We start from the raw sequence: 24,959 nt of genomic DNA, 5'->3' as shown, positions 1-24,959 counted from the left end.
TTGGTGCGGCACGGCGGCGCGGAGCTACGCGAGAGGTCCCCGGTGGGTTCTTCTCGTGGAGGATCACGCATCGACGAGAGATGTCACAAAGTGTCTTTCACTACCTGGCCGTTCTTGACGATGACCCTTAGGCTCTTGCCTGGATCTGCGAGCAGGTTGAGGTCCTCGAGTGGATTTCCGTCGACGAGTAGGACATCCGCCCACGCGCCCTCGGTGATCACTCCGAGTGGTGCCTGCCTGTAGGGATCCCGCTCGCCGGCGAGCCGGAAGAGTTCGGCATTTCCGGAGGTGAGCATCCGAAGGGCGTCGACATTGCTGTAATGGTCGCCGAGTCGGGCGGCCATCTCGCTCTGCCGGGGCGCGATCTGCGGTTCGAGCAAAAGATCTGTGCCCCAGGCTGTTTTGACGCCGTGTTTGCGGGCCCAGCTGTATACGTCATCGGTACCGGTGCAGATCTCGCGGTCCTTTTCTGCACGGCTAGGGTCGGGGTAGTGATGATCGCCCAAGGCGAAGGGCTGCATCGAAAGCCAAATGTCCTTCTCGGCCATCAGAGCGATCGTCGCCTCGTCGGCGAGATGGCCGTGTTCGATGGACTTCACGCCGGCATCGATCGCGCGGCGAATGCCGGTGACGTTGTAGACATGGGTAGCGACGTAGGTTCCGTAGTCGGTGGCGGCATTCACCGCTGCACGAAGTTCGGGATCGGTGAACTGGACTGTGTAGAGAGGGTCGTACATCGACGCTGCGCCGCCGCCGACCATCATCTTGATTTGTGAGGCACCCTTTTTGAGTTGTTCGCGAACTGCGGCCAATACCCGCTCCGGACCGTCTGCGACGCGCATGAAGCCGATTTCTTCGGCCCGACTTTGCTTTCCGCCCAAAGCGGTGGGGCATTCGTAGACGAATCCGAAGTCGCCGTGCCCGCTGGTCTGCGAAATAGCGGCCTGGGAGGGATAGATTCGAGGCCCCTCGAACAGTCCCCGGTCGATCACCGATTTGATGCTGCTGGTGTCGCCGGCCATGTCCCGGACCGTGGTGAACCCGCGGTGGAGCATGTTCTTTGCCTCGGCGAGGCCATTGAGCGCGATATGCGCTTCGCTGCCCATCACCATATCCATGTATGAATTGGCGTTGCCGACCAGATGCACGTGAGCGTCGCTCATACCCGGCATCAAGACTCGATTTCCACCGTCGATGACGGTGGTTTCCCGGCTCGGGTCGTCTCCGATCGGGGATTGCGAGACTCCCGCAATCGTCTCTCCGTCAATCAGCACGTCACCCGAAACTACTGTCGCAGAGACGCCGTCGAAGATACGAACATTGCGGAACAGTAAACGATGTCCAGCTTTTGAAGGGGCTGTCATAGCTCGCACGCTAACAGTGAAATTCGGACATTGAGGGCAAATAACGAAAAATCACCCTATTGATTCGGTAACGATCAGACCTGGCGAACCGATCCGAAGATGCCGTCGTAGACGGGGGTATGCGCAAAATCTCGGATCCTCGAAATAATATGTCGGAGTTGAACTACACTGCGGCGCATGCTGATTCACCCGACATTACGGATGCAGTCCTGGGGCTTCGTGATCGGATCGACTCTCTTCGCGCTCGGTTCGGCACCCTTCCTTTCGTCGCTCTTCGGTGCCGCCCTCGCGAACGTTTTCTTTTTCGCCGGGTCCTGGTTTTTCACCGGCGCCGCGTTTATCCAGTTGATACTCAGTGGATCGGCCTCTACTTCCGACTCCGGTAAGCCTGCAATCCGTGCCGTGTGGTTATCGGCAGCAGTGCAGCTTCTCGGCACGATACTGTTCAACATCAGTACCGGTTCAGCTCTGCACGACCTCAACGTGCAAGGAGAAATGCACCTCGTCTGGAATCCCAACGCGGAGGGCTCTATCGCATTCCTCGTTTCGAGCGGTCTTGCTGTGCTTATCCTGTGGCGCGCGAAGACGTACTGGGCGCCGCGATCGACGGAATGGCAAAGCGTCTGGCTCAACACATTCGGATCCATTGCTTTCGGCGTATCTGCCGTCGGATCGTTCATACTCCGTGACGGAAATACACTTGATCCCAATATGGCCAATATCGGCACCTTCGTCGGTGCGTTGTTCTTCCTGTTCGCCTCCGCGGTATTCCTGGGAAAAAGCACCCGGCCAGTGTCGGCAATGGCAGAAGCGGTCTGAGTGCACCAGTTTCATCATCGTGAGGAAACAGCGGTGCGTACGTGAGGAATCGTGAGACACGATCGAGCAATGTTTATCGCGCGATATGATCGCGCGAATACCGGCGGTTATGTGCGCTGCCCATATCTTGCAAGCGCATATAACCACCGATAATTCGGGTACCGATCAGGACGGAAGGGCGAGGAACTTCAAAGGTGCGGTCTCATCGAAGCGGCCGGTGACATTTCCGGCCAGCCCACCTTCGAGAGCGGTGTCCCCGATCAGGTCGAGCTTGCCGGCGGGAGAGCCCTCCTCGAAGTTCAATTCACTCAATTCGACCCAGACGACATTGGGTCGAGTTGTCGACTCGAAGACGTATCGCTTGTTGGTGAGGTCGGAGACGGTCTGCCAAATCGTCTGCGACGCGTTCGGCTTGTCGGGATCAGGGATGCGGAACGGTTGCGCGGTGTTACGGATGACGCTGAACATGCCGGCGATTGCCTCGAGTTCGGTCTTGGGTTCGGGAAGGCGTCCGACGTAATACGCTGCGCGCGCGAACCTATCGGAGGCCACTGTGGTTCCGGGAAGTGGCCTGTCTCCACCGAACCCTTGGACCTGCTTCAATAGTTCGATCTGCTTGTCGTAGGTGGGGGAGTTGGTCATCACGCGGTAGTCACGGCTGTGCCACACGTTGGGCTTTCCGTCGATGTACTCGATGACTACGGAGTCGCCGTTCCCATCGTCCAACGCGAGGTGCACCGCGGGTACTTCACCGGTGCTCGGGTCTCCCAGTGGGACGACTTGGACACTGGTGTCCTCGATCCAGGCCACTGCTTCGTCGACGGTTGCGAAGTTGTCGAGGAAGTACTGCATCCAGACCGCCATGCTCAAGGCGGGTTTGCTTTTGTCGTGCTCGCCGTACGTTGATTCGGAGAGCCAGAGGATATGCCCGGCGAGTCCGACTTCGTTCATCCCGTCGACGGTCATCATGTCGTACGCGCCTGCCACGACGCTGCCGTATCGGGCTACCCAGGACAGTTGGCCGCCGACGCCGTCGTCTCGTTTGATCCCCCGAGGCATAACCCACAGGTTCGTGGCGGTATCCCGGTGGTAGTCCATGTTTCGACCGACGAGAACCGCTCCGCCGGGTTCATTCCAGATGACGCGAGTGCACATACTTTCACCTTTCCTGGATCAGATGTGGGACGAATCAACTGCTCAGGCAATGGTTATTGGAATGCCCTCCGATTATGGCGCACGAGGTCCGCAACTCGGCAGGCGAGCGCACGATTCATCTGCGTTATCGGTGGATAGTCCGTAGTCGCTGTGAACAATCGAGTCCAATGACCAGCAGCGCGAATTACCCCGCCGGTCTTCATGAGGTATCTGCTTTTCACCTCCGTGTACAGGCGCCTCGCTGCCGTTTTCGACGTATGTCGCGGATCAACGCGTTCCAAGAATTGCCGTCTGACAAAGGGTCTGAAAGAAGATGTGTGCAGGCAACTCTCCTTTGTTTTGTATCACGAGTCACGTGTTTGCATGGGCATACGGCACATTGGCTAGGGGTGAAATCGTGGGTGAATTTCGCGATTTAGTGCGTGATGTACACGCATGATGTGTCAGGCGAACGGCACCTGCCGCATGTAGCAAGTGGTCGATCGGCCGGCCGGACAAAGGCAGTGACAAGGAGGGTGGTTAGTCTAAGAATTCGCCCTAATCGACCATCGCGCTGCGTCTCACGTGTTAGATTTCGATTGTTCCAATCTTTGTCGTAGCGCCCGCCGAGTCCGGCTCGGATTTCTCGGGCAAGTTTTTTGTGACTGTGCCGACTAGCCGTCCTCGTAGACACGGATGTCTGGATCAATTCCTCAATGGTCGGCGAACCGTAACCGCGGGCAGTCTCACGCACGCGAAGTTTCCCGCTCGGAAAGCACGCATCCTCGCAGACCGATTACTCACCGACTGCGGCGACGAAAGGTAGCTCCCATGAGTTCAGGCGCCCAGATCGACTCCGCCCCATCGTTACTCACCCACGTAACATCCTCGCTGCGGTGTTGGTGGTTCTGACCCTGATCTTCATCTTCCAGAACCGGAGCGAAACCACGATCAAACTGTTCTGGGTATCCGTGCAGTCACCGCTCTGGCTCACCCTCGTCGTGATCCTCCTACTCGGCTGGATCGCCGGCCTTCTCACCCGCCGTAAAAAGCCAACCAACTGAATTCGCAAACGAATAGCTGTCGGTGGCCGGGATCGGCTGTCGCGGAAAGGTCTTCATAGTTCAGGTGCGTAGCAGAAGAATATCGGCAAACACTGGTTCTCTCGAAATCTACAGAAGGTGAAACGATGTGTACCAGAGTAATTTGGCCTGATGCCGCGGGGTCTGTTCTCGTCGGCCGCAACATGGACTATCACCGCGACACCGGGACAAATCTGTGGTTGCTTCCCCAGGGGGTTGAACGCAACGATGGCGTCGGCGGTTCCCTCAGTTGGACAGCCGAATACGGCAGCGTCGTGGCTGGCGCATTCGACATGATGTCGGTGGACGGCATGAACGAGGCTGGACTGGCGGGCCATATCTTGTGGCTCGCGGAATCGGATTACGGTAGTCGTGACACATCGAAGCCAAGTCTGAGCATGGCGATCTGGCTGCAGTACTTCCTGGACAACTTTGCCACTGTTGCGGATGCCGCCGCCTGGATCGTCGATTCCGACGTCCAGGTTGTACCGCTGGGCGATCCGGCGACTGGCGAGGTGCCCGCCGTTCACCTTGCGTTGGACGACGCGACCGGCGATTCGGCGATCATCGAGTACCTCGACGGCAAGGCGACCGTCTGGCACGACCGTGACTACCGTGTGATGACCAATTCCCCGTCCTTCGACAAGCAAATCGAACTTCTCAAAGAGGTCGACGGGTTCGGTGGCACCAAGCCGCTACCGGGGACCACGCTTGCGTCCGACCGGTTCGCTCGCGCAGCATATTACGTGGGCCGACTGCCTGAGCCGAAGAGCGAGGTCGAGGCGGTGGCGGGAATGTTCAGCGTCATCCGCAATGCTGCGCAACCCTTCAGGATTCCTGATCCCGAGAAACCCTATGCCTCGCAGACGATTTGGCAGACCGTCTCCGATTTGACCAACAAGCGGTACGTCTTCGACTCGACCACGCGACCCAATGTCGTGTGGGTGGACTTCGACAAGCTGGACTTCAACGAGGGCGCGCCGGCGGGCAAGGTCGACCTGATGGGCGACACGTCCCTCGAAGGCGGACTCGCCGGTAACGTCTCTCGCCGCTTCGAGGAAACGCCGCCAATGCAATTTCTGACTCTGCCGGCCTGATCGACAGCAGCAGGCTCACGGCGAGAGGGAGAGGCCACCCTGCGTCGGTGGTCACTTTCGCCGCCGCACCATCGCCGATCCCCGAGAGGTGTACGTATATGGATACTGCGGATCAGCTGCCTTCCGTCCCTGTGGCAACCGAGCGAGCGGTCGACGCTCAAGTCAGCGCGAGTTGGTTGCCGCTCGTGCTCGTGTGCTTCACCGGTTTGGTCTCGGTGTTCAACGCCACTGTGTTGCCAATGGCGATCAGTGGGATCGTCGACGGGCTGGACACCACGATCTCAAACGTGCAGTTGGCCATCGTCGCGTACGGCGTGTTCGTCGCAGCCTTCACGATCACGGGCGGCAAGGTCAGCGGGGTGCTGGGTGCTAGAAACACTCAGCTGCTCGGCTTGAGTATCTACGCCGTGGGAATGCTGTCTTGCGTTCTGGCACAGAATGTCTCGGTGCTCATTGCTGGTGAGGCGATCGCCGGACTCGGTGGTGCTCTTCTTGTGCCCAACGCGCTGGCGATTCTCGGTCAGACATATTCCGGTACGCAGCGCACCGTTGCGGTGTCGGTGCTGGCGGGTACAACCGGAATCGGTGCTGCGCTCGCTTTGTTGGTCGGCGGATTTCTCGTGCAAGCCTGGGGTTGGAGAGCGCCCTTTGTGCTGCTGCTTGTCGTAATCGCGGGAACGAGCGTCATCGCGTCTCGGCTACGGCTACCCCGGACTGCTTTCCGAGGGGTCATCGACAAGACGAGTATCGCACTTTCGGCTGTGGGCGTGCTGATGTTGGTCGCCGCCATCAATCAGATCGGATCGTGGGGGCTTCTCCTCGCAGCCGATGACGCCCCCGTGAGTGTGCTCGGCCTTTCGCCCGTGCTCGCGTTGTTATTGATCGGCGGCCTGGTGCTCCACACGTTTGTCGCGCGCCAACACGAGTTGCTCGACGCTGACAGGACACCCCTGCTTGCCCCTCAGGTGTTCGGCTCTGGGCTCAACCGTGCGTGCCTGAGTGGGCTGGTCGCAGTGAACCTGTTGATGGCCGGCGTGAGCTACCTGCTGCCGCTCTATACGCAGATGGTGCTGGGCAAGAGCCCGCTGGGGACGGCACTGATGCTGATACCGATCTCCCTTGCCGCACTCGCCTCCGCTGCTGCCACACCAGTTCTGATGCGACTGATAGCGTGCCGTTGGCTGTTGACAGCAGCCCACGTGCTGGCTGCCGCGTCGGTGATACTGCTGGCAATGACCATCTCCAACCAATGGTCAGGTGCGTGGACTTTGATCAGTGAGGTCGCCTTGGGCCTCGGTATCGGAGTGGGACTGAGTGCGGGCAGTGCATTGCTCATGGAGACCAGCCCACCGTCTCTCTCCGGAGAGATCGGCAGCGCTCGGGGAATGGCGAACTTTCTCGGCCTGTGCACGGGTACCGCCGTCGCGGGGGCCGTGCTGATGTCCGTGCTTGCGCAGTCCGCCTCGGTCCGTGTCGCCGACGGATCGGATCTACTGTCGGACAGCAGAATTGAAGTGACCACCAGTTCGGTAAGTTTCGTCGAAAACGACGACCTCCGAAGCCGCCTGGCGGGAATGGAGTTGACCTCGGCGCAGCTCGACCGGGCGGTGGAGATCAACGTCGAATCCAGGTTGGTTGCGCTGCGTGCGAGCCTCTGCGTGCTCGGGTTGGCGGCGCTACTCCCGATCGTGACGTTCAGGCACCTGCCATCCCGGCGGGAAGGGTGACGATCGCGACTCTGCGGTCGAGAGATTTCGAGAGCAAGCGTTGACGAAGCGATGCCCGCGACGAACCAGAAGAACAGCTCGGCAACGCAATTGGTCGAAGACCAGTGAATACAATCGTCAGGCTGCGCCGAGTCGAGTTATTCACTGAGACAGCGCACTTCATCGAGGATCGCTTCGACAACCATGAGACCGTCAACCGCAGATCCGACGATTGTCAGGGATGGGTACAACGGCCTCATGGTGGCGTGGGTGCGACTCTCGGTCTAACTTCGACTTGTTGCGGGAGGTGCTCAGTCGCTGCTGTGAGCTGTCTTGGGCGGATTTACGGTCCTGACCTGGGGAGATGGCTCGATTGGGGAAGGTAGTTTCGGTTTTCGGGGTACGAACAGGCAAGCAATGAGGGCGGCCGCCAGGACACCGGCGCTCGACAGGAACGCTACGGGGGCGCCGGCCGTATCCAGGAGAGCACCTGTTGTGTACGGTCCCAGAATCGCTCCAACGTCGAACGCGATCCAAAAGGCGGCCACCGCTAGACCGCTGGCGCCACCACGCACCTCGCCGAGGAGCGATGGTGCCGTGGTGGAAGTCAGCCCGTGAGCCAGTCCGAGTCCGACGAAGGCAGCAACGATCAGCTGTAATGCCTTGAGCTCACCAAATAGAGCGGTCACGACCAGCGCTAGAGCGAGAGCAGTGACGGTGACCGTTCGAAGACTCAGCCGTCCGGTTACAGCGCCCAAGCTGCTTGCGGCAATCTGGGCGACGGCCGCGACTGTCAACAACATGCCAATCACTCCAACACCGAACCCGAGGTCATCAAGCCGGACCGGCATGACCACCGTGCGCACGCCGTACAACACCCACCCCGTCGCAAACTGGAGCAGCATTACCGCTACGAACGTGCGGCTGCGAAACAGTTCTCGGAGGAGGCTCGAGGTCGATACGGGCACAACATCTTCGGGACTAATGCCGTCACTAGTGCGGAGTCCTCGCGCGCTGCGCAGCGCGACCAAAGCAACAAGCGAACCCACGCCGAGAAGCACGCCGTAGATGATCAGCGGCAGGCGTGGGTCGATCGTTGCCACCAAACCGCCGATCGCGGGTCCTGAGATCATTCCCAACGATGTGGCTGTGAAGTAGATGCTCATCGAACGGGCGCGTTGCACCGAAGTCGTGACGACGAGCAACAATCCGGTACCTGCGACGGTGAAGCCGGCGCTGCCTATACCGCTCAACGACCGAAATGCAACAAAGAGTTCAAAGTTCGGCGATAAGCCGGCGACGACACTGCATACACCTTGGATGGCGAGTCCGAATACGAGCACGTTCCGCAGACGGAATTTTTTCAACAAGCCCGTCAGGGAGACGTTTGCGATCAGGCGGCCCGCCGCGAGTCCACTGACGGCAAGACTTACGCTCGCTGCTCCGACGGAGTAAAGGTCAGCCAGTGCCGGCAGTGCCGGCCCTAGCATTCCGTAGCCGAGACCGGACGCGACAGCGATAAACGAGAGGACCCACACGGTTGACGGCACACGAGCGTTCTCGGTGACTTCTGTCGCAGGATCACTTACGGTGCGCGTCATCGGTAGAGCGCTTTCGGCTGGGCTACTGCTCGACTGCCGATGACCACGCGATTATTTTCTCCCGCAACGGAAATCGTCGACCTGACGCCGAAATGTATCTCCCTGCCGAACGGACGCGAACGTGACAATATCTTCATTGGTACTCCTGGCAACATGGCTGGTAAGGCAGGGAAATATGAGATGGCCGACGCGGGTGTGGTCAACCGTGGTGAGCGCAACAAACAGATAGCGTTGCCGGACTGAGTGACAGCGAGCTTCGCTATCTAGTGGAAAGTTTGGTCAGTATCCGCGGTTCTGGTCTCAGTTCCCAAGTCGGAGAGAGCGTGCTGACAGCTGCTGCTCCGATACTTCGCCCTGATCCCGTGCAGATCGCTTCGCTGCTCGCGGGAGATCCCATGATGTTGTTGTCCGCCTGATTGTTTCGGAAATGATGTGTGTCTTACGGTCACACGATGGTGGCGGTGCCCTGGTCGATGACGGGTGTACCTGCTGCATCTGTTGTCTGGAATCGCACGACCGTGCCGTCGATCCACATCGAGACAGTGAGGCTCTCGCCGGGGAGAATGGGTTTCGTGAAACGACCCTGCATCGCGCGGAATCGCTTCGGCTCCGAGTTGGCAGCAGCATGTAACAGCGCACGGCCGGTGAACCCGTACGCGCACATACCGTGCAGGATTGGTCGTGGAAATCCGCCTCGGGACGCGAACGAAGGGTCCGTGTGCAGAGGATTTCGGTCACCAGTCAGTCGGTATAAAAGTGCCTGGTCCGTGCGAGTGCGGTAGGTGACCTGATGATCGGGTTTGCCAGCGGGTTTCTCCCATTCCGAGGCCGGTCCCCGGCTGCCACCCCACCCTCCGGATCCACGGAAGAACATAGCGGATCGAACGACGCTCAGCAGACGTCCCGTATCGTCGCGGGCTTCGGATTCGACCTCGACGAGTGTTCCGGAACCCTTGTCGTAGACGCCCGCGATGGCACTGGACGTGGTTACCTCACCCTCGACGGGGAGTGCGTCGTCGATGATGAATCCCTGCTCGGCGTGGAGCATTTTCGACAGGTCCACACCGTCTGGCAACGGAATGAGGCCACCGGAGAGGGCGACATTCGCGAATGTCGGCAACACCTTCTGCGGCTTTGCCTCGCTGTTTTCGGTGGTGAACTCTAGTTCTTCCAACGGGTGGCCCTGCCCGGCACCCACTGCAAGTGCATACAGCAACGCATCCTTGGACGACCAACTGCGTGTGATCGTCTCACTTCGCCGACCCACCCACGACTCGTCGAACATCTAGTACCTCGTCTTATCTCGAGAGGTCAGCGGTATCGGTCCGCGACCTGGCGTGCTGCCTGGGGTGTCGTGCGGCGCCGACAGTAGGGCGCAGCACTCCACAGGTTCAGGGAAGACCCGTTTGCCTAATCGGATCCTGTTCTCTTTATACCTGAGCATATCGAGTGAATATTTTCAACAGGAGCTTCATTTCTTTGCCTGATCGAAAGATTGCGATTCGATCGCACTGGCCGGTGAAGTAGTGAGGGGGACTTGACAATACGTGGAGTGAGGTCCACGCTAGCTAAGCGTAACACGTTCCGATTGTTGGACGATGATCCAGGTTTAGCGGACAGGACTCACCCGATGTGAGCCACGTTCGAGGTCTTTCGTGTGCCGAGACGGTTGGTTTGTGTAGTCAGAAAGGAGCACCCCGTCCGGCCTAGTTCCACAAACAACACCCGACGCGAAGAGGGGCTACGCATTCGGTTCTGGGCCGTGGGTACCGAGTGTTTGTTCTGCCCGCGCAATCTGTCCGCTCTGCGGGTCCGATGACGCGCAGTGGAGCAGTGGAGCAGGGAATGTGAAGGAGGACTGCGGATGGTGTCGAATATCGTGCTGTTGCAGACCTGTTCAGCCGCGCCATCTGCTGCGTCGTCATGTGTAGGCGTCTTAGGCTCGAACGCATCCCTCGTAGGTGGCAGGGGAACTGGCGCCCGTCGGCGGAACTACGAAGGGATTCACATGCGAGAAGTGGCAAAGCTAGCTCGGCAGTGCCTATGTCGAGAACCGGCTCCGCGTCGCTGCCCGACGGTTGATCGAGCCGGTCGGTACTCACAACGAAATTGGAACGTCACCAAGAAAATCGTCCAGCGTCGCTTTGGTGTGACTTTTGTCGAGGTTGACGAGGGAACGGCGGCATGCAGGAAAGAGCGCTCGGTGTCTGTCCCTGTGGGCCAACCCGATGGTCAACGGCGAAAGCTTTTTTCCTGAAGGACAATTGGATCCGAATAGCATAGAGCCGGCGGTGGTCACCCGTACTTCGGCGCGCACACCTGATGCTGAGTTGTCTGTGACATCGAGGGTTGCAACAACGACGCGTTCAGATCGTTCATTGGATGCCGCTACGCTCAATTGCCCCTGCACCCCGGTCAAACGAACCTGGGGATCGGCGATGACGATATCCAGAAGTCCGTCGTGTGCCCGGAGATGGATCCGGCCACGGTACTGGGCAATCCGAGTTCCGTCGGGCTCATGATGATCGGTGACGAGTGGCCAGGCCAGTTCGTTGCCCTGTTCGACGATGGCAGAATCATATGAAATCTCGCCAAGTGCTCGAACGTATTGCAGCAATGACTCTTTCACTGACCATCTCAGTGAGGTGGAGGTACCGATCTATGGCATTTCCATAGTGATCTCGTTTCTCTACCTACGCGCATCAGGAAGCTTTCGCCTAAACAGGCTAGTCGGTCGTTCAATGGCTCAGCCTGCCGGTGCACCGCGAGAACAGAAGTTGAGCGCTTGATTCCCGGTTGGTCGACAGGTGATACTCGTGATTACTTGTCGGCAGAATTACTGTGGCAGTTGAGGCCCGCGAGAACGAGGTCGACGACTGATTCGATGTATTTCTCGGCCCCGGATTCGAACTCTTTGAGTTTCGACATCGGGGTCATCAAATAATGGTGCTCGATTGTTCCTGTGACAGCATCGAGTACCAGGGCTGGCGACGTACCCTCTATGATTTCACCGCGTTCGATTGCGCGAAAGATAATTCCACGACCGTTGGCAATAGTTTCACTGCGCAAATCGGCTATTTCGCCCTCGAATAGTTCGGGATAAATCTTTGCATCAATCATGGCTCGCATTCGCACTAAGCCATAATCGCCTAGTAGCCAATCTGCCGTCGCTCGGCCAAGAGTAAGAAGGTCGCCACGAAACGTTCCGGTATCGAAGTCGACCTGGGGACCTTGGTGGGATCGCAACGCGGCTGACATTATCTGTTCTTTCGTTTGCCATCGCCGGTAGAGGGCCGCTTTTCCAACCTTGGCGTGTCGCGCAATGAGATCGAGATTCAGTCTTGCCCACCCCAGATCTCCGTACAATTCCAGCGTAGTGGACAGAAGACGTGCTTCTATGTCTGGATCGATCGGGCGCCCGCGGCCGGATGGTTGCTGGATGGCGCGTGACATTGGCCCATCATGCCACGCGCCATCCGGCACTTTCTTCAGGGCATCTCGTCAGTTTCTGGTCAAGCCCGATGCAGTAGCGAGGTACGGCCCGCTCACTGCTCAAAACTGGTGTTCGAAAGATCTCGTACGCAGTCTCACGATGATTCTCGGACCGGATGATTGATCACTTGCTCCGGCGACTCGGGTTGGTAGGCCTTTCCGCCTAGCTTGTTAAGGAACGGGACGAGCATGAAAATTAGAACTCCCGCTCCGATACAGCCGGACCAAACTGTGATGAATGCACCTTCGTTTGGTATTTTCGACCCACTGATCAACATCCCGGACATGATCGCGGCGCATATCGCTCCAGCGGTTGCCCCAGCCACCGTTCGCGCGGTGTTATATAGAGCGCCCGCGATTGCGGAGTCTTCCGGACGTGCGCGAGAAATCACGAGTGCGGGAAGGATTGCGACGAATAGACCAATTCCGGTGCCGCCAACGAATCCCATTGAAATGAAGGCGGACAGTGTGTGTCGAAATGCAATTAACCCACCAAACCAAGTGGAAATCAATGCAGCAGAAATCTGCAGTGCCGTTCGTGTACCGAATCGTCGCGCGAATCTGTCGGCGAGCGCCGCCGAAATCATGAGGGCAATGGGTACTGGGGTTATCGCAAACGCGATGCCCATCGAATCGAGACCAAATCCGTATCCGACGATTTCAGGTTTGGATGAATAATACAGTGTAGAAACTGTAACGGCTCCGTAAAACTGCAATCCGAATACTAATGTCAAAACTAACAAGAATCCGACTCCTCCCTTCGTCAACAAGTTGAAGTCGACTAGGGGGGTGCTGATTCTTTTTTCCATCATGACAAAGGCGACAAGTAATGCCACGCCGCCGCCAACTGTCATCAGGGTTGTAGTAGAAATCCACCCTAGGTTGCTTCCATTGCTTATCCCGATGAGAAAGGCCCCGAGGCCGGTGCCCAGCAGTGCAGCACCCGTCCAGTCGATGGACCCTGTTGCACGAGTGGAGGTTTCGGGCACGAAATATGCAATGCAAACAAGGCTTGTCAGTGTGAGTGCGGCGGGAATGAAGAGGGCGAGAGTCAGGTCGACTGTAGTTCCGAGTATCCCGACCAAAAGTGTCCCCGCCGCGCCTCCGGCGCCAAGGCACCCTACAAGTATTCCGATTGCGCGTCCTGCGTCAGCGCCAGCTCGTTCTCGGAGAATTGCCAACTCGAGAGGGAGAAGCGCGCCCAGCGTTCCTTGGATGATTCTGCCCAACAAGAAGATCCCGAATGAGGGTGCCATCGCGGTAAGGACCGTTCCGACGGTTACGGTGCCAAGCACAATCAATACCATGCGACGGTGGCCGTATTTGTCTCCCAGTTTGGCCAGCAAAGGCACGCAAATTACGGTCGAGAGGAGGTAGGAAGCCAACACCCAGTTGAGTTGTGCCGGGTTGACACTGAGCTGCTGTCCAATGTGCGGTAAGAGCGGGATGTACCACGACTGCAGCATTCCGCTGATGACTTCGGAAAAAGCCAGGAATCCAACGGCTGCGAGTCCTCCGGCTTGATGTGGAGACATCGCAAGATTTGACTGAATGCTTGGTTCGGTCACTGGCACGCCCCGTTGGAATATTCATCATGAGTTGAGTTGTCAGGCATGGGTTCTCGTGTCCTTCTCGTCAAGGGTTACGGGTCGACCGAATAAGAGACGACTATCGTCCGCTGAACTGTATGGAGTGACGAATAACTGTGTCAAGGGTCACATTTCTTTGCTGGAGGATTGCCGCCGTCGGACGAAACCGGTTGCGGCCCAACGTCCACGTCCTACATTGTCAAGTTGCCTGCCGCTTCGAAGGCGGGGGCTGCGGACCGTTGATCTCGAATCCGAACCGGTGGAGTTCTGCGCAGCTGACTGCAATCGCATTTCCAATCGGGTCTTCGGCAGCCACCGCCAGTTTCTGCCGATGTAAGCGATACGATCGGGGCTGTGAAGAGGTCGGAGATCAGCGCTCTGCGCCGCCGTTGGTCAGTAGAGGACGTCGAAGATCTACGGGCGCAGCTGCTCGATCAGTCGCGAATCACCAAGCCGCCTCACACGCTCACCTCCCCGTGGCCCGCGACCGAGAATGAGCTGCTGGATTTGTGTGGTCTGACGGTGGGTCGCTATGGATTGGACATCAGATTCGTCACGCTGGAACGTATCGATCTGAGTTTCGTGCGCGGTGCGCTCACGGCGTTCGAAGCCGAATTGTTCGACTGCCGCTTCGATTTCGCCGCATTGACCGGCCAACCACGCTTGAACCGCAGATTCGAACGATGCAGTTTCCGCGGCGCCACCCTCTCTCGTCTGGCGCTCGGGCCGAAGGTTGTCGATTGCGATTTCACTGGAGCGAAAGCCCACAAGCTACGTTCCGTGCCCAATACCGTGTTCGATCGGTGCACATTCGACGACTCGGACCTCACAGGTGCGCAGTTCTCCGACACCTCGTTCGTCGATTGCACCTTCGGTGCCGTGCGGTTCTCCGCGTCGACGAGCTTCGCGCGGTGCTCGTTCACCCGTACCATCATCGATTTCGGCATGGCACAGGTCTCGCGAACGACGAGCGACGGCACAGCTGTGCCGGACCAATGGAAAGGTGAAGACGAGGCAAGCGTCGCACTGGAGCGGTATGCCGCACGCTACGCCCGAGCCATTGTCGCGGAGGATGAGGATGGGCCGGCCGTCAAGTCCGAAACTCGAGTGAAGAGCTAGCTGACGTTGACCTCGGCTGCTTCGTCCGCCTGCCCGTCCGGCGGCGACGGTCAGGCGCGTGGTGAACGCGGAGACGCTCGAGGCTCTGCACTCCGCTATCTGCTCTCGAATGTCGTTGTACGTCGACGCGTCAGGGGTTACCAGTCGTACAGCGTCGTTGATGCCCTCGATTCGCTGCGCCTCAACTGTTTCGAGTTCACCTCGGTTGATTCGGCCAAGAAATCGGAAGTCGACGAACAATTGGATCTGTTACAGGCCGGCACCGCCCAAAAATCGCAGACGGATTGTTCGTCGTGAAGGACGACGTGTCGCTGTTCGACAGCTTCGAGCCTCTGGATCGGCATCTCGATGCGGGCGTAGCCTACGTCCAAGTGGAGTTCGACTCGTTGATCGATCCACGGCTTCCCAATGGGGATTCAGTTTCTGACCACGGCGATCTGTGTTCGGTGGTGCGTCGGATTGTCGATTTCGTCAACCGTCGCGACAGCGAGGTCGGTATAGGTGAATGCGGGATCGGATGAATGCAAGAGTTCCGGGCCGGCGCTGACTAGTAGTGGGCCGGTTTCGGCGTGCTCTGCGATGACCACAGGAGGGGGAGTGATTACCACCCAGTCGAGTTCGCTCGGGCTCTGCTGGAGGAGTTCGAGTTCGAGGGCATGACCGACGGTGAACGGCTTCGCTTCGTCGGGGAAGTCAGGTGTATCCACCAGTCGTATTCCCGGGGTCGGTTCGAGGGTTGTTCCGATCCCGATCACGAGTAGACGCCTGGTCTGCAGTCCTCCGATCAATGCATGCGTGGATGCGGAAAAGAACTGGTCCGGTGGTACATCCATGCTAGCGCCGGCATTGATCACCGCATCGGCCCCTGCTGTGAGTCGGCGTACGTCAGCGACATCGGTGACGTCGCCCGTGACGCCGTCGATGTCGGGGTGCGCATGTGGGTGGCGCATCACGGCTAGTACGTCGTGGCCCCGGGCGCGGGCCTGTGCCAAGATTCGACGACCCGCGCGGCCGCCAGCTCCGAACAACACAATCCGGCTCATGCTTTCCTCCGTTCACTGCGTCACCGAGATGGCGACGGGGACGCGTTCACGGTAGAACGCGCCCCCTCGGTTACCGCAACGTAAGCGACCCGACATCCGTAGTGTGGATTCCATGACTGGACCTCTGGATTCAGAACTATTCGCCTCGTGCGGGACGGTTCGTCCTCCGGTGCAGGTAGGCGGTAAATGGGATGCTCAGATCATCTTCTGCCTCCTCGGTGGGGCCCGGCGGTTCTCCGAGATACAAGTCCCGATGCGGCACGTTGCGCCGAAAGTCCTCACCGAATCTCTGCGAACTATGGAGCGTGACGGGTTCGTCAGTCGGACAGTGCATTCGGAATCTCCGCGCCACGTTACCTACGCTTTGACCGCACTCGGATACACACTCACGCAGCCGCTGCAGGCTGCTTGTGAGTGGTCTCAAAAACACCTTCCGGAGGTGATCGAGTCGCGTCGTCAGCACGAAGCTGGGCTCGCTTGACAGGTCGTGCTTCTGCGTGGAGGTGTCACGAGGAGGTTCTGGCCCAATTTCCGTGATCGATTGTGAATGTGTCAGCGACTGAGGAGTATTCGTTTGCGGACCAGGTCGAAACCAGCTCGTCCGTACATTTGCCGTTTGAGCATCTTGATCCGATTGACATGCCCTTCGACCGCACCAGAACTGTAGGGCAGTTGGCGAGGACCTGTTTTAGTCCGATCTGCTCGTACTCGGTGACGTTGTCGGGGTGTCGTAGCATCCATGAGGTGATCCGCCGAACCTTCGGAGTCTGCTTTCTGGCTGGCGCAGCGCCGATGGTACACAGCGGGCTCGAGTAGTCGCGGACGGTTCCGTGGCTTGCTTCAGCGTGGGCGGAAATTGAGCATGTTCGCACGCCTTTGTTGATTGCTTCGGCTGTGACACTGAAATTGGTGATCCAGTTGGAGATCAACATCCGCCGTTTCAAATGAGTGTGCGTAGGAATTGGGACAATGGCCCGATGACGCTCGAAGAACAACGAGGCGATCGATCACCGACACGATGGTTGTCCCTGAGAGGGGCAGGGCAACTGGCAGTCCGGGCGCGGCGGCTGCGGCCCTGACGGCCTGGATTGAAGTGCTGACGCCTCTTACTGCAGGTACAGCCACATGCAGTGGGAGATGATCTCCCGACGAAGCCGGTAGCCCTGTGCATCGCCGACACCACCAATACACCGCGACTGGAAAGTATTCGGATCAGGTTGGCGGATTGTGTCCCAGGCGGTTGCGCAGAATGTACTTCTGAATCTTCCCGGTCCCCGTCTTCGGTAACGGCCCGAAGATCACCCGCTTCGGTGTTTTGAAGCCAGGCAATTGTTTTCGGGCGAACATGATCAACTCCTGCTCGGTGAGGCGAGATCCGTCGACGACGGACGCGTAGGCGACGGGTACCTCGCCCCAGCGTTCGTGTGACTCTGCGACGACGGCACATTCGAGTACATCGGCGTGTCGTTCGAGCACCTGCTCCACTTCCACTGAGGCAATGTTCTCGCCACCCGAGATGATCACGTCTTTGGAGCGATCGCGCAGTTCGATGTAGTTGTCCGGGTGTTGAACTCCCAGATCGCCGGTCCGAAACCAGCCGGATCCGAACGACCGACGCGTCGCTTCGGCATCGCGGTAGTAGCCCAAGGCCACTGTGTTTCCGTGTACAGCGATTTCGCCTGTCGTCGTTCCATCCGCGGGAACGTCGGAGCCGTTTTCGTCCAGAACTCGGAGGGGCGTACCTGCGATGTTGCAGTTTCCTTGTCTGGCCTTGAATCGTGCCTGTTCCTGCATAGCCAATGACGAATACTCGGAGGGGAACTCGCAGATCGCAGACGGTCCGAATGTTTCGGTCAGCCCGTACAGATGGGTGACGTCGAAGCCGAGATTGCCGAGTTGTGCGAGCAGCGTCGGAGACGGCGGTGCACCACCGGTGCCGACACGTAGAAGTTTGTCGACAGAATGCGCAGCGGGGTGCGAGGCAAGGTCGATCAATACGGTTGGCGCAGCATTGAAACTGGTAATGCCCTCGGTGTCGATGAGTTCCCAGATGCGTCCGGCGTCGACCCTGGGGAGGCACACGTGTGTGCCTCCGGCAGCGGTGACGGCCCAGGTGAACGCCCACCCGTTGCAGTGGAACATCGGTAGTATCCAGAGGTGAGCGGTGTCGGTATCGAGTTTGCTGTGGAAGGCCATTGCCATTGCCTGGAGGTAGGCACCTCGATGGTGGTACATCACGCCTTTGGGGCGCCCGGTCGTCCCTGAGGTGTAGTTCAGCGTGATCATTGAGTGTTCGTCCGTAACCGGAATTTCCAGTTCTTCCGCGTCACTCAGGCGTTCCTCGTACGTTTCCGAGTCGAGTGAGAACTCCACTGCCAACTGTTCGGCGAGTTGGTCGAGCGATGTGTCGTACAGGAGGACGGTCGCACCGGAGTGCTCGATGATGTGCTGGAGTTCGGGGGCCGTCAGTCGTGTATTCAGTGCTACCAGTACAGCTCCCGCCATCGCGGCTCCGTAGTGGGCATCCAGCAGCATGCGACTGTTCGGGGCGAGTACTGCGACGTGGTCTCCTGGCTTCACATCGAGTGAAGCCAGGAGACCGGCGAGGCGCCGGCAGCGTGTCAACCACTGACGGTAGGTGATTCGGATGTCTCCGTCGACGACAGCGATCCGGTCGGGGAAGAACGTGGCAGAACGCCGTAGGAACGACCCTGGAGTGAGTTGTTCGGCTGTCGCGGGGGCGTGGAGCGGACGTGCGTGCATCGTGCGGTCTTCCTTCTCGGATCGCTTCCGAAGTTCAATCGTTCTATCGAATAGAAAGTGGTGCAACGGTTTCCGCATTTGATGCGGATGAGGTGCGCGATCCGCCGTACGTCGCGGTCCGGATGCTGACCAAGGTGAGAATGCCGACCAAGCACGAGCCGAGGAGGAAGTATGCGGGAGAAAGGGAGTTTCCGGTGCGATCGATCAGCCACGTAGCGATGTACGCGGCGGTTCCGCCGGTCGCGATGGTTGCGAGATTGAAACCGAGAGCTACGCCGGTGAGCCTGACTCGGGACTTGAAGAGCGACGGGAAGAGCGGTGCTGTGGCGACCTGGATGAGCGGGGTGCCGAGTGCGAAGACGAAGAACGCCAGACCGGCAACGGCGAGTCCGTGGCCGTTCATCAGTGACATGGCAGGGTAGGCAAGTAGGCCGGATCCGATCAAGCCTGCTGCCGCGACGGGGACGCTACCGAACCTGTCGACGAGGAGTCCGGCAACGGGCATGAGTAGAGCGATGAGGACGATGATGAGTGCCGTCATCCAGGTGACTTGCGTTCTGTCGTAACCACCTTCGCGAACAAGATAGATGGCGACGTAGGTCAGCACCATGTATCCCGTGGCATTCTGCGCTACTCCCAGCCCGAAAACCTGCAGGACTTGCCTGGGCTGAGTGCGGAGCAGTTCTGTGAGAGGCGCCTTTGCGACATCGACTGTTGTTGTGGAGTCAGCGAATTGGGGAGTGTCTTCGATTCGGGTACGGGTCCACAGGCAGAACAGGAGAAGCGGTACACCCAGCAGGAATGGGATTCGCCATCCCCAACTGGACATTTGAGCATCCGTAGTGAGCGCGGAGACCGTGCCGACAGCGATAGCGGCGAGTGCGAATCCGGAGTTGCTGCCGAGTGCAACGAACGAAGCCCCGAGGCCCTTGCGCTTCGGGCCGACCGTCTCGTACACGTATGTCAGTGCGCCGCCTAGCTCTCCGCCTGCTGAGAATCCCTGCACCAGTCGCGCAACGACAAGCAGAATCGGTGCCAGAATGCCTACCGACTCGTAGACCGGCAGAAATGCCATGAGTAGGCTGCCGGCGCCCATCAGCAGGACTGACAGCAGGAGCGCACGTTTCCGTCCGTGTCTGTCGCCAAGGCGGCCGAAGAAGATTCCGCCGATGGGTCGCATGAGGTATGCGGACGCGAATACCGCGAGGCTGGCGAGTAGCGAGGCGGTTGGATCTCCGCCGGGGAAGAACAGGGGGCTCACGACTACTGCCAGGTAGGCGTAGACGGTGAGGTCGTAGTACTCGACGATGGTTCCGACTGCGGCGGCGAGAACTCCGCGGCGCCTCGTCTGATCGAGGGCTCGGGTGTCGGTCTGGGAATTCGTGTGACTTTCCACGAACGTCTCATTTCTGTGCGGAAGTGTGAAGGAGATCGTGCGCTCCCCATGAAGTGGGAGTGGTCACATCTCGGGGCGCTTTTCACACCATAACCGCTCAGGCCCTAAATCTGTACATGTTTAGTCGAGTTGGTTGAAATATCCTGCGGAATTGTCACAGCTGCCAGTGCACCGGCTCGGAAATGATGTGTGCGAGGCGCTTGCGATAGTACTTCGCGGTGTCGTGAACGAAGGCTTCCATCGCATCTCCGGCAGCAGATGCGTTTCGGGAACGCATGGCATTGAGTACGAGTTGTTGTGCCTCGACGGCGGCGATGCGGGTGACTTCCGGATGTCGCGACGGCTCGGCGTCGCGTACCAGGAGAAGCAATGTCTCCATGAGTATGCGAAGTACCGGGTTCCCTGACGCTGTGTAGATGATGGTGTGAAACAGTGCGTTCTTCTCGACGAAATTGTCGTAGTCATCGGGATGCGTGCGCATGGTGTCGAGCGCTGACTGTAAATCGTCGAGTTGCTCTTCTGTAATTCGAGGCGTGGCAAGCTGTGCGACCACTGGTTCCAGGGTCAGGCGCGTATCGATGACGTCGCTGAGATTCGCCCCCTCTAGCTGTAGGAACAGCTTCATGGTGTTTCCCAGTGCTTCGAACTGCGGCCGACATGCGACGGGGCCTCCCCCGACGCCGGCGCGGATAGTGACCAGGCCTCGACTTTCGAGGAGGCGGAGTGCTTCACGGACGGACGTGCGTGCAACACCGTATTCGGTAACCATCTCCTTCTCGGTAGGGAGCCTGTCCCCGACCTCGATGTCCCCGCCGAGGATCTTGTCGGCGATTTGGTTGGCAATGCGCTCCGATATTTTCGGTGCCCGACTCGGTGCTCTGCGGGCGATGTCCTGCGTCATTGTTTCCCCGGTGTTCTCGTCGACAGTTCGATGTGTAGCCGTCATGCGTACAAACCCTACCTAGATTCGAAAGTGAGTTGAGCTAAATCTGTACATATTTAGCGAAATCAGCTACTTTGGGCAACGTTCCTTGTATCGACGCAGTGCTTCACGGAGGTAAAGATGTGGCCGACCCGCCCACCGACGCCCGAACTGGCCCAGTGCTACCGCGAGTCGGGACACTGGCGGGGCCGGACGGTCGGCCATTACTTGACTCGCGCGGCGTCGCTCTACCCGGATTCTGTGGCGGTAATCGACGACGATGTGCAGTTGACCTTCGCCGACGTCGACCGTGACGCAATCATCCTTGCGGCAGCGTTGCACGATGCGGGGATTGGTGCTGACGATGTAGTTTCGTTCCAACTCCCGAACAGGGCAGAAGCCGTAGTTATCTATCAAGCGATCATGAAACTCGGCGCTGTCGCCAACCCCATCGTTCCTATCTATCGAGGGCGTGAGCTGCGGTTCATTCTCGGGCAGGCGCGAGTGTCCGTTGTTTTCATACCCGCGTCGTACCGAGGATTCGACTATGCCGCGATGTACACGCGGTTGCTCGGTGACTTGCCGCATCTGAAGAAAGTCGTTGTCCTCGGTGAGCCTGAGGTGAGCAATGCCGACGAGCGGATGACGACCTGGACGGACTTCTTGCTCGGCGCCCCGGCGGAGGCTGCGAAAGTGATTGCCGCACTCCCCGAGCCGGATCCTGATCAGGTCGGCGTCCTGCTTTACACCTCTGGGACGACTGCGGATCCGAAAGGTGCTCTGCACAGCCACAACACAATCGTGTTCGAAAACCATTCGATGATTGAGTTGTTCGATCTCAATGAGAAGGATGTCATCTTCAATCCGTCGCCGGTCACCCATGTGACAGGCGTGAATTGTGCGCTGACACTGCCCTTTCTGCTGGGAGCGCCCGTAGTGCTGCAGGATCAATGGGATCCCGAAGAGGCGCTGTCAAAGATCACTCGCTACAGCGCCAGTTTCATGATCTTCTCGACTCCATTCCTTCAGGGGTTGGTCGAAGCCTCCGTTGCGGCGGAGCTTCCCACTCCGTCGATCAGATACATCGTGTGCGGTGGTGCTGACATCCCCGACGAGTTGACGCGTAGTGCGACGAATCGTCTCGGTACTGTCGTTCGTATGTACGGTGCCACGGAAGGGCCATCCGTGACGTCCGGAAATCGCTGGGATACACAACAATTGCGGACCCGTACCGACGGTCGTGTTCTCGCGCCTACAGAGGTTCTGATCGTCGACGGCTCCGAACTTCCCGCGGCGGCAGGTTCGGTCGGGGAGGTGTTGTGGCGAGGACCCGACACGTTCCTCGGGTACCTCGATTCTTCACTCAACGCTGCAGCGTTCACCGCTGACGGCTTCTTCCGAACCGGTGACTTGGCGCGATTCGACGAAACCGGCGCAATCCACATCGAGGGTCGGATCAAGGACATCATCAATCGATCCGGAGAGAAGATCAGCACTCACGAGGTGGAGAACCTACTTAGTGAGCATCCCTCCGTCAGGGAAGTTGCTGTGGTAGCTGGGCCGGATGCGACAACCGGAGAACGTGGTTGTGCATTTATCGTCACCCATGACGGCAAGGATCTGACTCTTGGTGAGGTTTACGAGTTCTTGTCCAATCGCGAGGTAGCCAAACAGAAGATCCCCGAGAGCATATTTGTCGTTGAGGTGCTGCCGAAAACAGCAAGCGGCAAAATTCAGAAATTCGCGCTACGCGACTGGACTCGCGACCGAAGTGTAGTTCCGCCGCAGATGGTCGACGTAATTGTCCATTCGGCGTATGAGAAGTGAGGGCTTCATGACAGAGAATATCGTTGTCTCCCAACCGGAGCCGGGCATTGCATTGGTCGAGTTGGCGCGAGGCAAGGTGAACGCGATCGATCATCGAATGTATGGAGAGATCGCAGATATCTTCGACGGACTGTCGGACGACTCGACAGTGAAAGCTGTTGTCCTGACAGGACGTGGTCATGTGTTCTGCGCCGGCAACGACCTGAATGACTTTCGGAGCATGGACTCGACGAGTGGCGAAGTGCAGATGCGCAATGTTCGACGAGCGATATTCAACCTCATCGACTGCTCGGTTCCGGTCATTGCTGCCGTCAACGGCCCCGCGCTCGGCAGCGGTTTCGGTCTGACTGCATCTTGCGACCTGGTAGTCGCTTCGGTGAAAGCGACATTCGGGCTTCCGGAGATGAATGTCGGGGTGCTCGGTGGTGGGCGATTCACAGCCCGCATGCTGCCGGAACAGGCGATGCGTCGGATGTTCTTCACCGCGGAAGCCGTCGACGCCCGCACCTTGGAACGGTGGGGAGCACCGATCGAGGTGGTGGAACACGAGGCGCTGATGGAAACCGCGATGGACCGCGCACGGTCTATCGCGTCGAAGAGTCGTTACGCACTGACTCTGGCAAAGAAATCATTGAACGGTTGCGAGGGTATGGATCTCAAACGTGGCTATGAGCTGGAACAGAATTTCACCGTCCAGCTATCCGAGCATCCGGATTCCAAAGGTGCAGTCGAGGCGCGGATTGCTGCGCTGACGAATGGGAAGAAACCATGAGTATGGCAACAAGTGAACTCGCTGCGCATCACGACTTGAATGCATTCGGTGACCACGTCAGGGCCTGGCTCGCGGAGCGTCTGGACCGGCACTTGCCGGCAGATGGGACACATAACCACTCGGACGAGGAACGCTCCTACGCAATTTTTCACAACCGCACCGAAGATGAGGAGCGCGAGCTGCTTGACCGTGGTCGCGCGTGGCAGGCTGAGCGCGTCGACGCAGGTGTCGGCGCGATTACCTGGGCGCCGGAATGGGGCGGACCAGGACTGACAGCCTCTCATGAACGCATCTACGTGGAACTTGAAGGTCAGTTCCGGGCACCGGATCGACACGAAAACATTCTGGTAACGGTGGAACTGATAGCACCGACCATCCATCTCCTCGGTACCGAGGAGCAGAAGAAACGATTTGTGCCGACGTTTCTGCGCACGGATGAACTGTGCTGCCAACTGTTTTCGGAACCCGGAGCCGGTTCCGACTTGGCCTCACTCTCGACCCGCGCAGTGCGTACCGACACCGGATGGCGAATCACCGGCCAGAAGGTGTGGACTTCGGGCGCGCAATTCTCGGAATGGGGACTGCTGATTGCTCGCAGTGACACCGAAGCCCCGAAACACCGTGGCATGACGGCATTTCTGGTTCCCATGGATGCTCCCGGAGTAGAGGTTCGACCGATCCGTCAGATGTCCGGCGGTTCCACATTCAACGAAGTATTCCTCTCCGACGTTGAATTACCGGATTCGTTGCGTCTTGGTGAGGTCGGTGACGGTTGGAATGTCACGTTGACGACTCTGGGTTTCGAACGAAGTTCCAGTGGAGGAATCGTATCTGCCGGCGGAAATGCCGCCGACCTGATCGCGCTCGCAAAGCAACTCGGAATTACCGACGACCCTCTGGTGCGACAAACTCTCGCGGATGTCGTGATACACGAACGGGTCACGGCGACATTCAATGCCCGATACGCCGAACGTGAACTGGCAGGCCATGTTCCCGGTGTTGAGGGTTCTATCGCGAAACTCGTGTGGACGCAGAATCTCAAGCGGATCGGCGACGCGGCGGCGAAGTTCTTGGGACCTCGCATCGTTGCCGATACGGGCGCTCCGAATACCTATGCCTGGACCGAGCATGTGTTGGGCGCCCCGGGCTACCGAATCGCAGGTGGATCCGATGAGATTCAGCGAAACATTATCGGCGAACGTGGCCTCGGCCTGCCAAGAGACTCCCGATAGG

22 protein-coding genes are annotated in these 24,959 nt (G+C 58.7%); 11 read left to right on the top strand and 11 right to left on the bottom strand.

The window, feature by feature from the left end; all coding sequences use genetic code 11:
- Positions 1-83: 83 nt before the first annotated feature.
- Positions 84-1,364, bottom strand: coding sequence for a metal-dependent hydrolase family protein (locus KYT97_RS12725; protein WP_219112438.1), 1,281 nt, complete (start codon positions 1,362-1,364; stop codon positions 84-86).
- Between the two features lie 177 nt (positions 1,365-1,541).
- On the opposite strand from KYT97_RS12725, the gene KYT97_RS12720 reads away from it, so the two are divergent.
- Complete coding sequence (locus KYT97_RS12720; RefSeq protein WP_219112436.1) at positions 1,542-2,183, top strand: hypothetical protein; 642 nt, start codon at positions 1,542-1,544, stop codon at positions 2,181-2,183.
- 165 nt (positions 2,184-2,348) lie between these two features.
- On the opposite strand, the gene KYT97_RS12715 is transcribed toward KYT97_RS12720, so the two are convergent.
- Entirely contained in the window at positions 2,349-3,338 is a 990-nt protein-coding gene (locus KYT97_RS12715; RefSeq protein WP_141484993.1) for a linear amide C-N hydrolase, read from the bottom strand.
- Positions 3,339-4,213: 875 nt separating this feature from the next.
- Between KYT97_RS12715 and KYT97_RS12710 the strand changes: the two genes are divergently transcribed.
- From KYT97_RS12710 to KYT97_RS12700, 3 genes are all read left to right on the top strand, one after another.
- The gene (locus tag KYT97_RS12710; protein WP_230589995.1) at positions 4,214-4,381 is read left to right on the top strand and encodes a LapA family protein; all 168 of its coding nucleotides are present in this window, start codon (positions 4,214-4,216) and stop codon (positions 4,379-4,381) included.
- A gap of 125 nt (positions 4,382-4,506) precedes the next feature.
- Positions 4,507-5,496 carry a linear amide C-N hydrolase gene (locus tag KYT97_RS12705; RefSeq protein WP_172936527.1) on the top strand — a complete coding sequence of 330 codons (990 nt, stop codon included), beginning with the start codon at positions 4,507-4,509 and terminating at the stop codon, positions 5,494-5,496.
- A gap of 98 nt (positions 5,497-5,594) precedes the next feature.
- Complete coding sequence (locus KYT97_RS12700) at positions 5,595-7,223, top strand: MFS transporter (protein ID WP_219112434.1); 1,629 nt, start codon at positions 5,595-5,597, stop codon at positions 7,221-7,223.
- A 290-nt stretch (positions 7,224-7,513) separates the two neighbouring features.
- On the opposite strand, the gene KYT97_RS12695 is transcribed toward KYT97_RS12700, so the two are convergent.
- A complete protein-coding gene (locus KYT97_RS12695) occupies positions 7,514-8,803 on the bottom strand; it encodes an MFS transporter (RefSeq protein ID WP_095886950.1) in 1,290 nt (429 codons plus the stop codon).
- Between the two features lie 39 nt (positions 8,804-8,842).
- Here KYT97_RS12695 and KYT97_RS12690 point away from each other — a divergent pair, with 39 nt between their 5' ends.
- Positions 8,843-9,046 (top strand): hypothetical protein, encoded by a 204-nt coding sequence (locus tag KYT97_RS12690; protein WP_045064406.1) that lies wholly within the window; start codon positions 8,843-8,845, stop codon positions 9,044-9,046.
- A 202-nt stretch (positions 9,047-9,248) separates the two neighbouring features.
- On the opposite strand, the gene KYT97_RS12685 is transcribed toward KYT97_RS12690, so the two are convergent.
- The 4 genes from KYT97_RS12685 to KYT97_RS12670 all read right to left on the bottom strand — a co-directional run bounded on the left by KYT97_RS12685 (position 9,249) and on the right by KYT97_RS12670 (position 13,863).
- A complete protein-coding gene (locus tag KYT97_RS12685; protein WP_095886949.1) occupies positions 9,249-10,088 on the bottom strand; it encodes a MaoC/PaaZ C-terminal domain-containing protein in 840 nt (279 codons plus the stop codon).
- 813 nt (positions 10,089-10,901) lie between these two features.
- Positions 10,902-11,444 (bottom strand): HtaA domain-containing protein, encoded by a 543-nt coding sequence (locus tag KYT97_RS12680; RefSeq protein WP_280639085.1) that lies wholly within the window; start codon positions 11,442-11,444, stop codon positions 10,902-10,904.
- A 179-nt stretch (positions 11,445-11,623) separates the two neighbouring features.
- Positions 11,624-12,256, bottom strand: coding sequence for a TetR/AcrR family transcriptional regulator (locus KYT97_RS12675; RefSeq protein WP_051730258.1), 633 nt, complete (start codon positions 12,254-12,256; stop codon positions 11,624-11,626).
- 134 nt (positions 12,257-12,390) lie between these two features.
- Complete coding sequence (locus KYT97_RS12670; RefSeq protein WP_172936526.1) at positions 12,391-13,863, bottom strand: MFS transporter; 1,473 nt, start codon at positions 13,861-13,863, stop codon at positions 12,391-12,393.
- 375 nt (positions 13,864-14,238) lie between these two features.
- Between KYT97_RS12670 and KYT97_RS12665 the strand changes: the two genes are divergently transcribed.
- Positions 14,239-15,003, top strand: coding sequence for a pentapeptide repeat-containing protein (locus KYT97_RS12665; protein ID WP_219112430.1), 765 nt, complete (start codon positions 14,239-14,241; stop codon positions 15,001-15,003).
- A 6-nt stretch (positions 15,004-15,009) separates the two neighbouring features.
- The gene (locus tag KYT97_RS12660; RefSeq protein WP_219112428.1) at positions 15,010-15,300 is read left to right on the top strand and encodes a hypothetical protein; all 291 of its coding nucleotides are present in this window, start codon (positions 15,010-15,012) and stop codon (positions 15,298-15,300) included.
- Between the two features lie 119 nt (positions 15,301-15,419).
- Here the strand turns inward: KYT97_RS12660 and KYT97_RS12655 are convergent, their stop codons facing one another.
- On the bottom strand, positions 15,420-16,046 hold the full coding sequence (locus tag KYT97_RS12655; protein ID WP_051730255.1) for an NAD(P)-dependent oxidoreductase: 627 nt from the start codon (positions 16,044-16,046) through the stop codon (positions 15,420-15,422).
- Positions 16,047-16,158: 112 nt separating this feature from the next.
- Between KYT97_RS12655 and KYT97_RS12650 the strand changes: the two genes are divergently transcribed.
- Positions 16,159-16,527 carry a winged helix-turn-helix transcriptional regulator gene (locus KYT97_RS12650; RefSeq protein WP_141484985.1) on the top strand — a complete coding sequence of 123 codons (369 nt, stop codon included), beginning with the start codon at positions 16,159-16,161 and terminating at the stop codon, positions 16,525-16,527.
- A gap of 731 nt (positions 16,528-17,258) precedes the next feature.
- On the opposite strand, the gene KYT97_RS12645 is transcribed toward KYT97_RS12650, so the two are convergent.
- From KYT97_RS12645 to KYT97_RS12635, 3 genes are all read right to left on the bottom strand, one after another.
- Positions 17,259-18,809, bottom strand: coding sequence for an AMP-binding protein (locus KYT97_RS12645; protein WP_172936523.1), 1,551 nt, complete (start codon positions 18,807-18,809; stop codon positions 17,259-17,261).
- A 43-nt stretch (positions 18,810-18,852) separates the two neighbouring features.
- Positions 18,853-20,205, bottom strand: a complete 1,353-nt coding sequence (locus tag KYT97_RS12640; RefSeq protein WP_219112426.1) for an MFS transporter — start codon at positions 20,203-20,205, stop codon at positions 18,853-18,855.
- A gap of 154 nt (positions 20,206-20,359) precedes the next feature.
- Positions 20,360-21,151 (bottom strand): FadR/GntR family transcriptional regulator, encoded by a 792-nt coding sequence (locus KYT97_RS12635; protein WP_172936521.1) that lies wholly within the window; start codon positions 21,149-21,151, stop codon positions 20,360-20,362.
- 117 nt (positions 21,152-21,268) lie between these two features.
- On the opposite strand from KYT97_RS12635, the gene KYT97_RS12630 reads away from it, so the two are divergent.
- The 3 genes from KYT97_RS12630 to KYT97_RS12620 are packed head-to-tail and all read left to right on the top strand — an operon-like array spanning position 21,269 to position 24,958.
- Entirely contained in the window at positions 21,269-22,954 is a 1,686-nt protein-coding gene (locus KYT97_RS12630) for an AMP-binding protein (RefSeq protein WP_219112424.1), read from the top strand.
- A gap of 7 nt (positions 22,955-22,961) precedes the next feature.
- Positions 22,962-23,726 carry an enoyl-CoA hydratase-related protein gene (locus KYT97_RS12625; protein WP_219112422.1) on the top strand — a complete coding sequence of 255 codons (765 nt, stop codon included), beginning with the start codon at positions 22,962-22,964 and terminating at the stop codon, positions 23,724-23,726.
- Entirely contained in the window at positions 23,723-24,958 is a 1,236-nt protein-coding gene (locus KYT97_RS12620; RefSeq protein WP_219112420.1) for an acyl-CoA dehydrogenase family protein, read from the top strand. The genes KYT97_RS12625 and KYT97_RS12620 overlap by 4 nt, the downstream gene beginning before the upstream one ends.
- Position 24,959 lies beyond the last annotated feature (1 nt).

This window comes from Rhodococcus globerulus, assembly GCF_019334125.1.
Classification (GTDB): domain Bacteria; phylum Actinomycetota; class Actinomycetes; order Mycobacteriales; family Mycobacteriaceae; genus Rhodococcus_F; species Rhodococcus_F globerula.
Note: the sequence above shows the minus strand (reverse complement) of the source record. Positions and strands in the feature narration are given on the sequence as shown.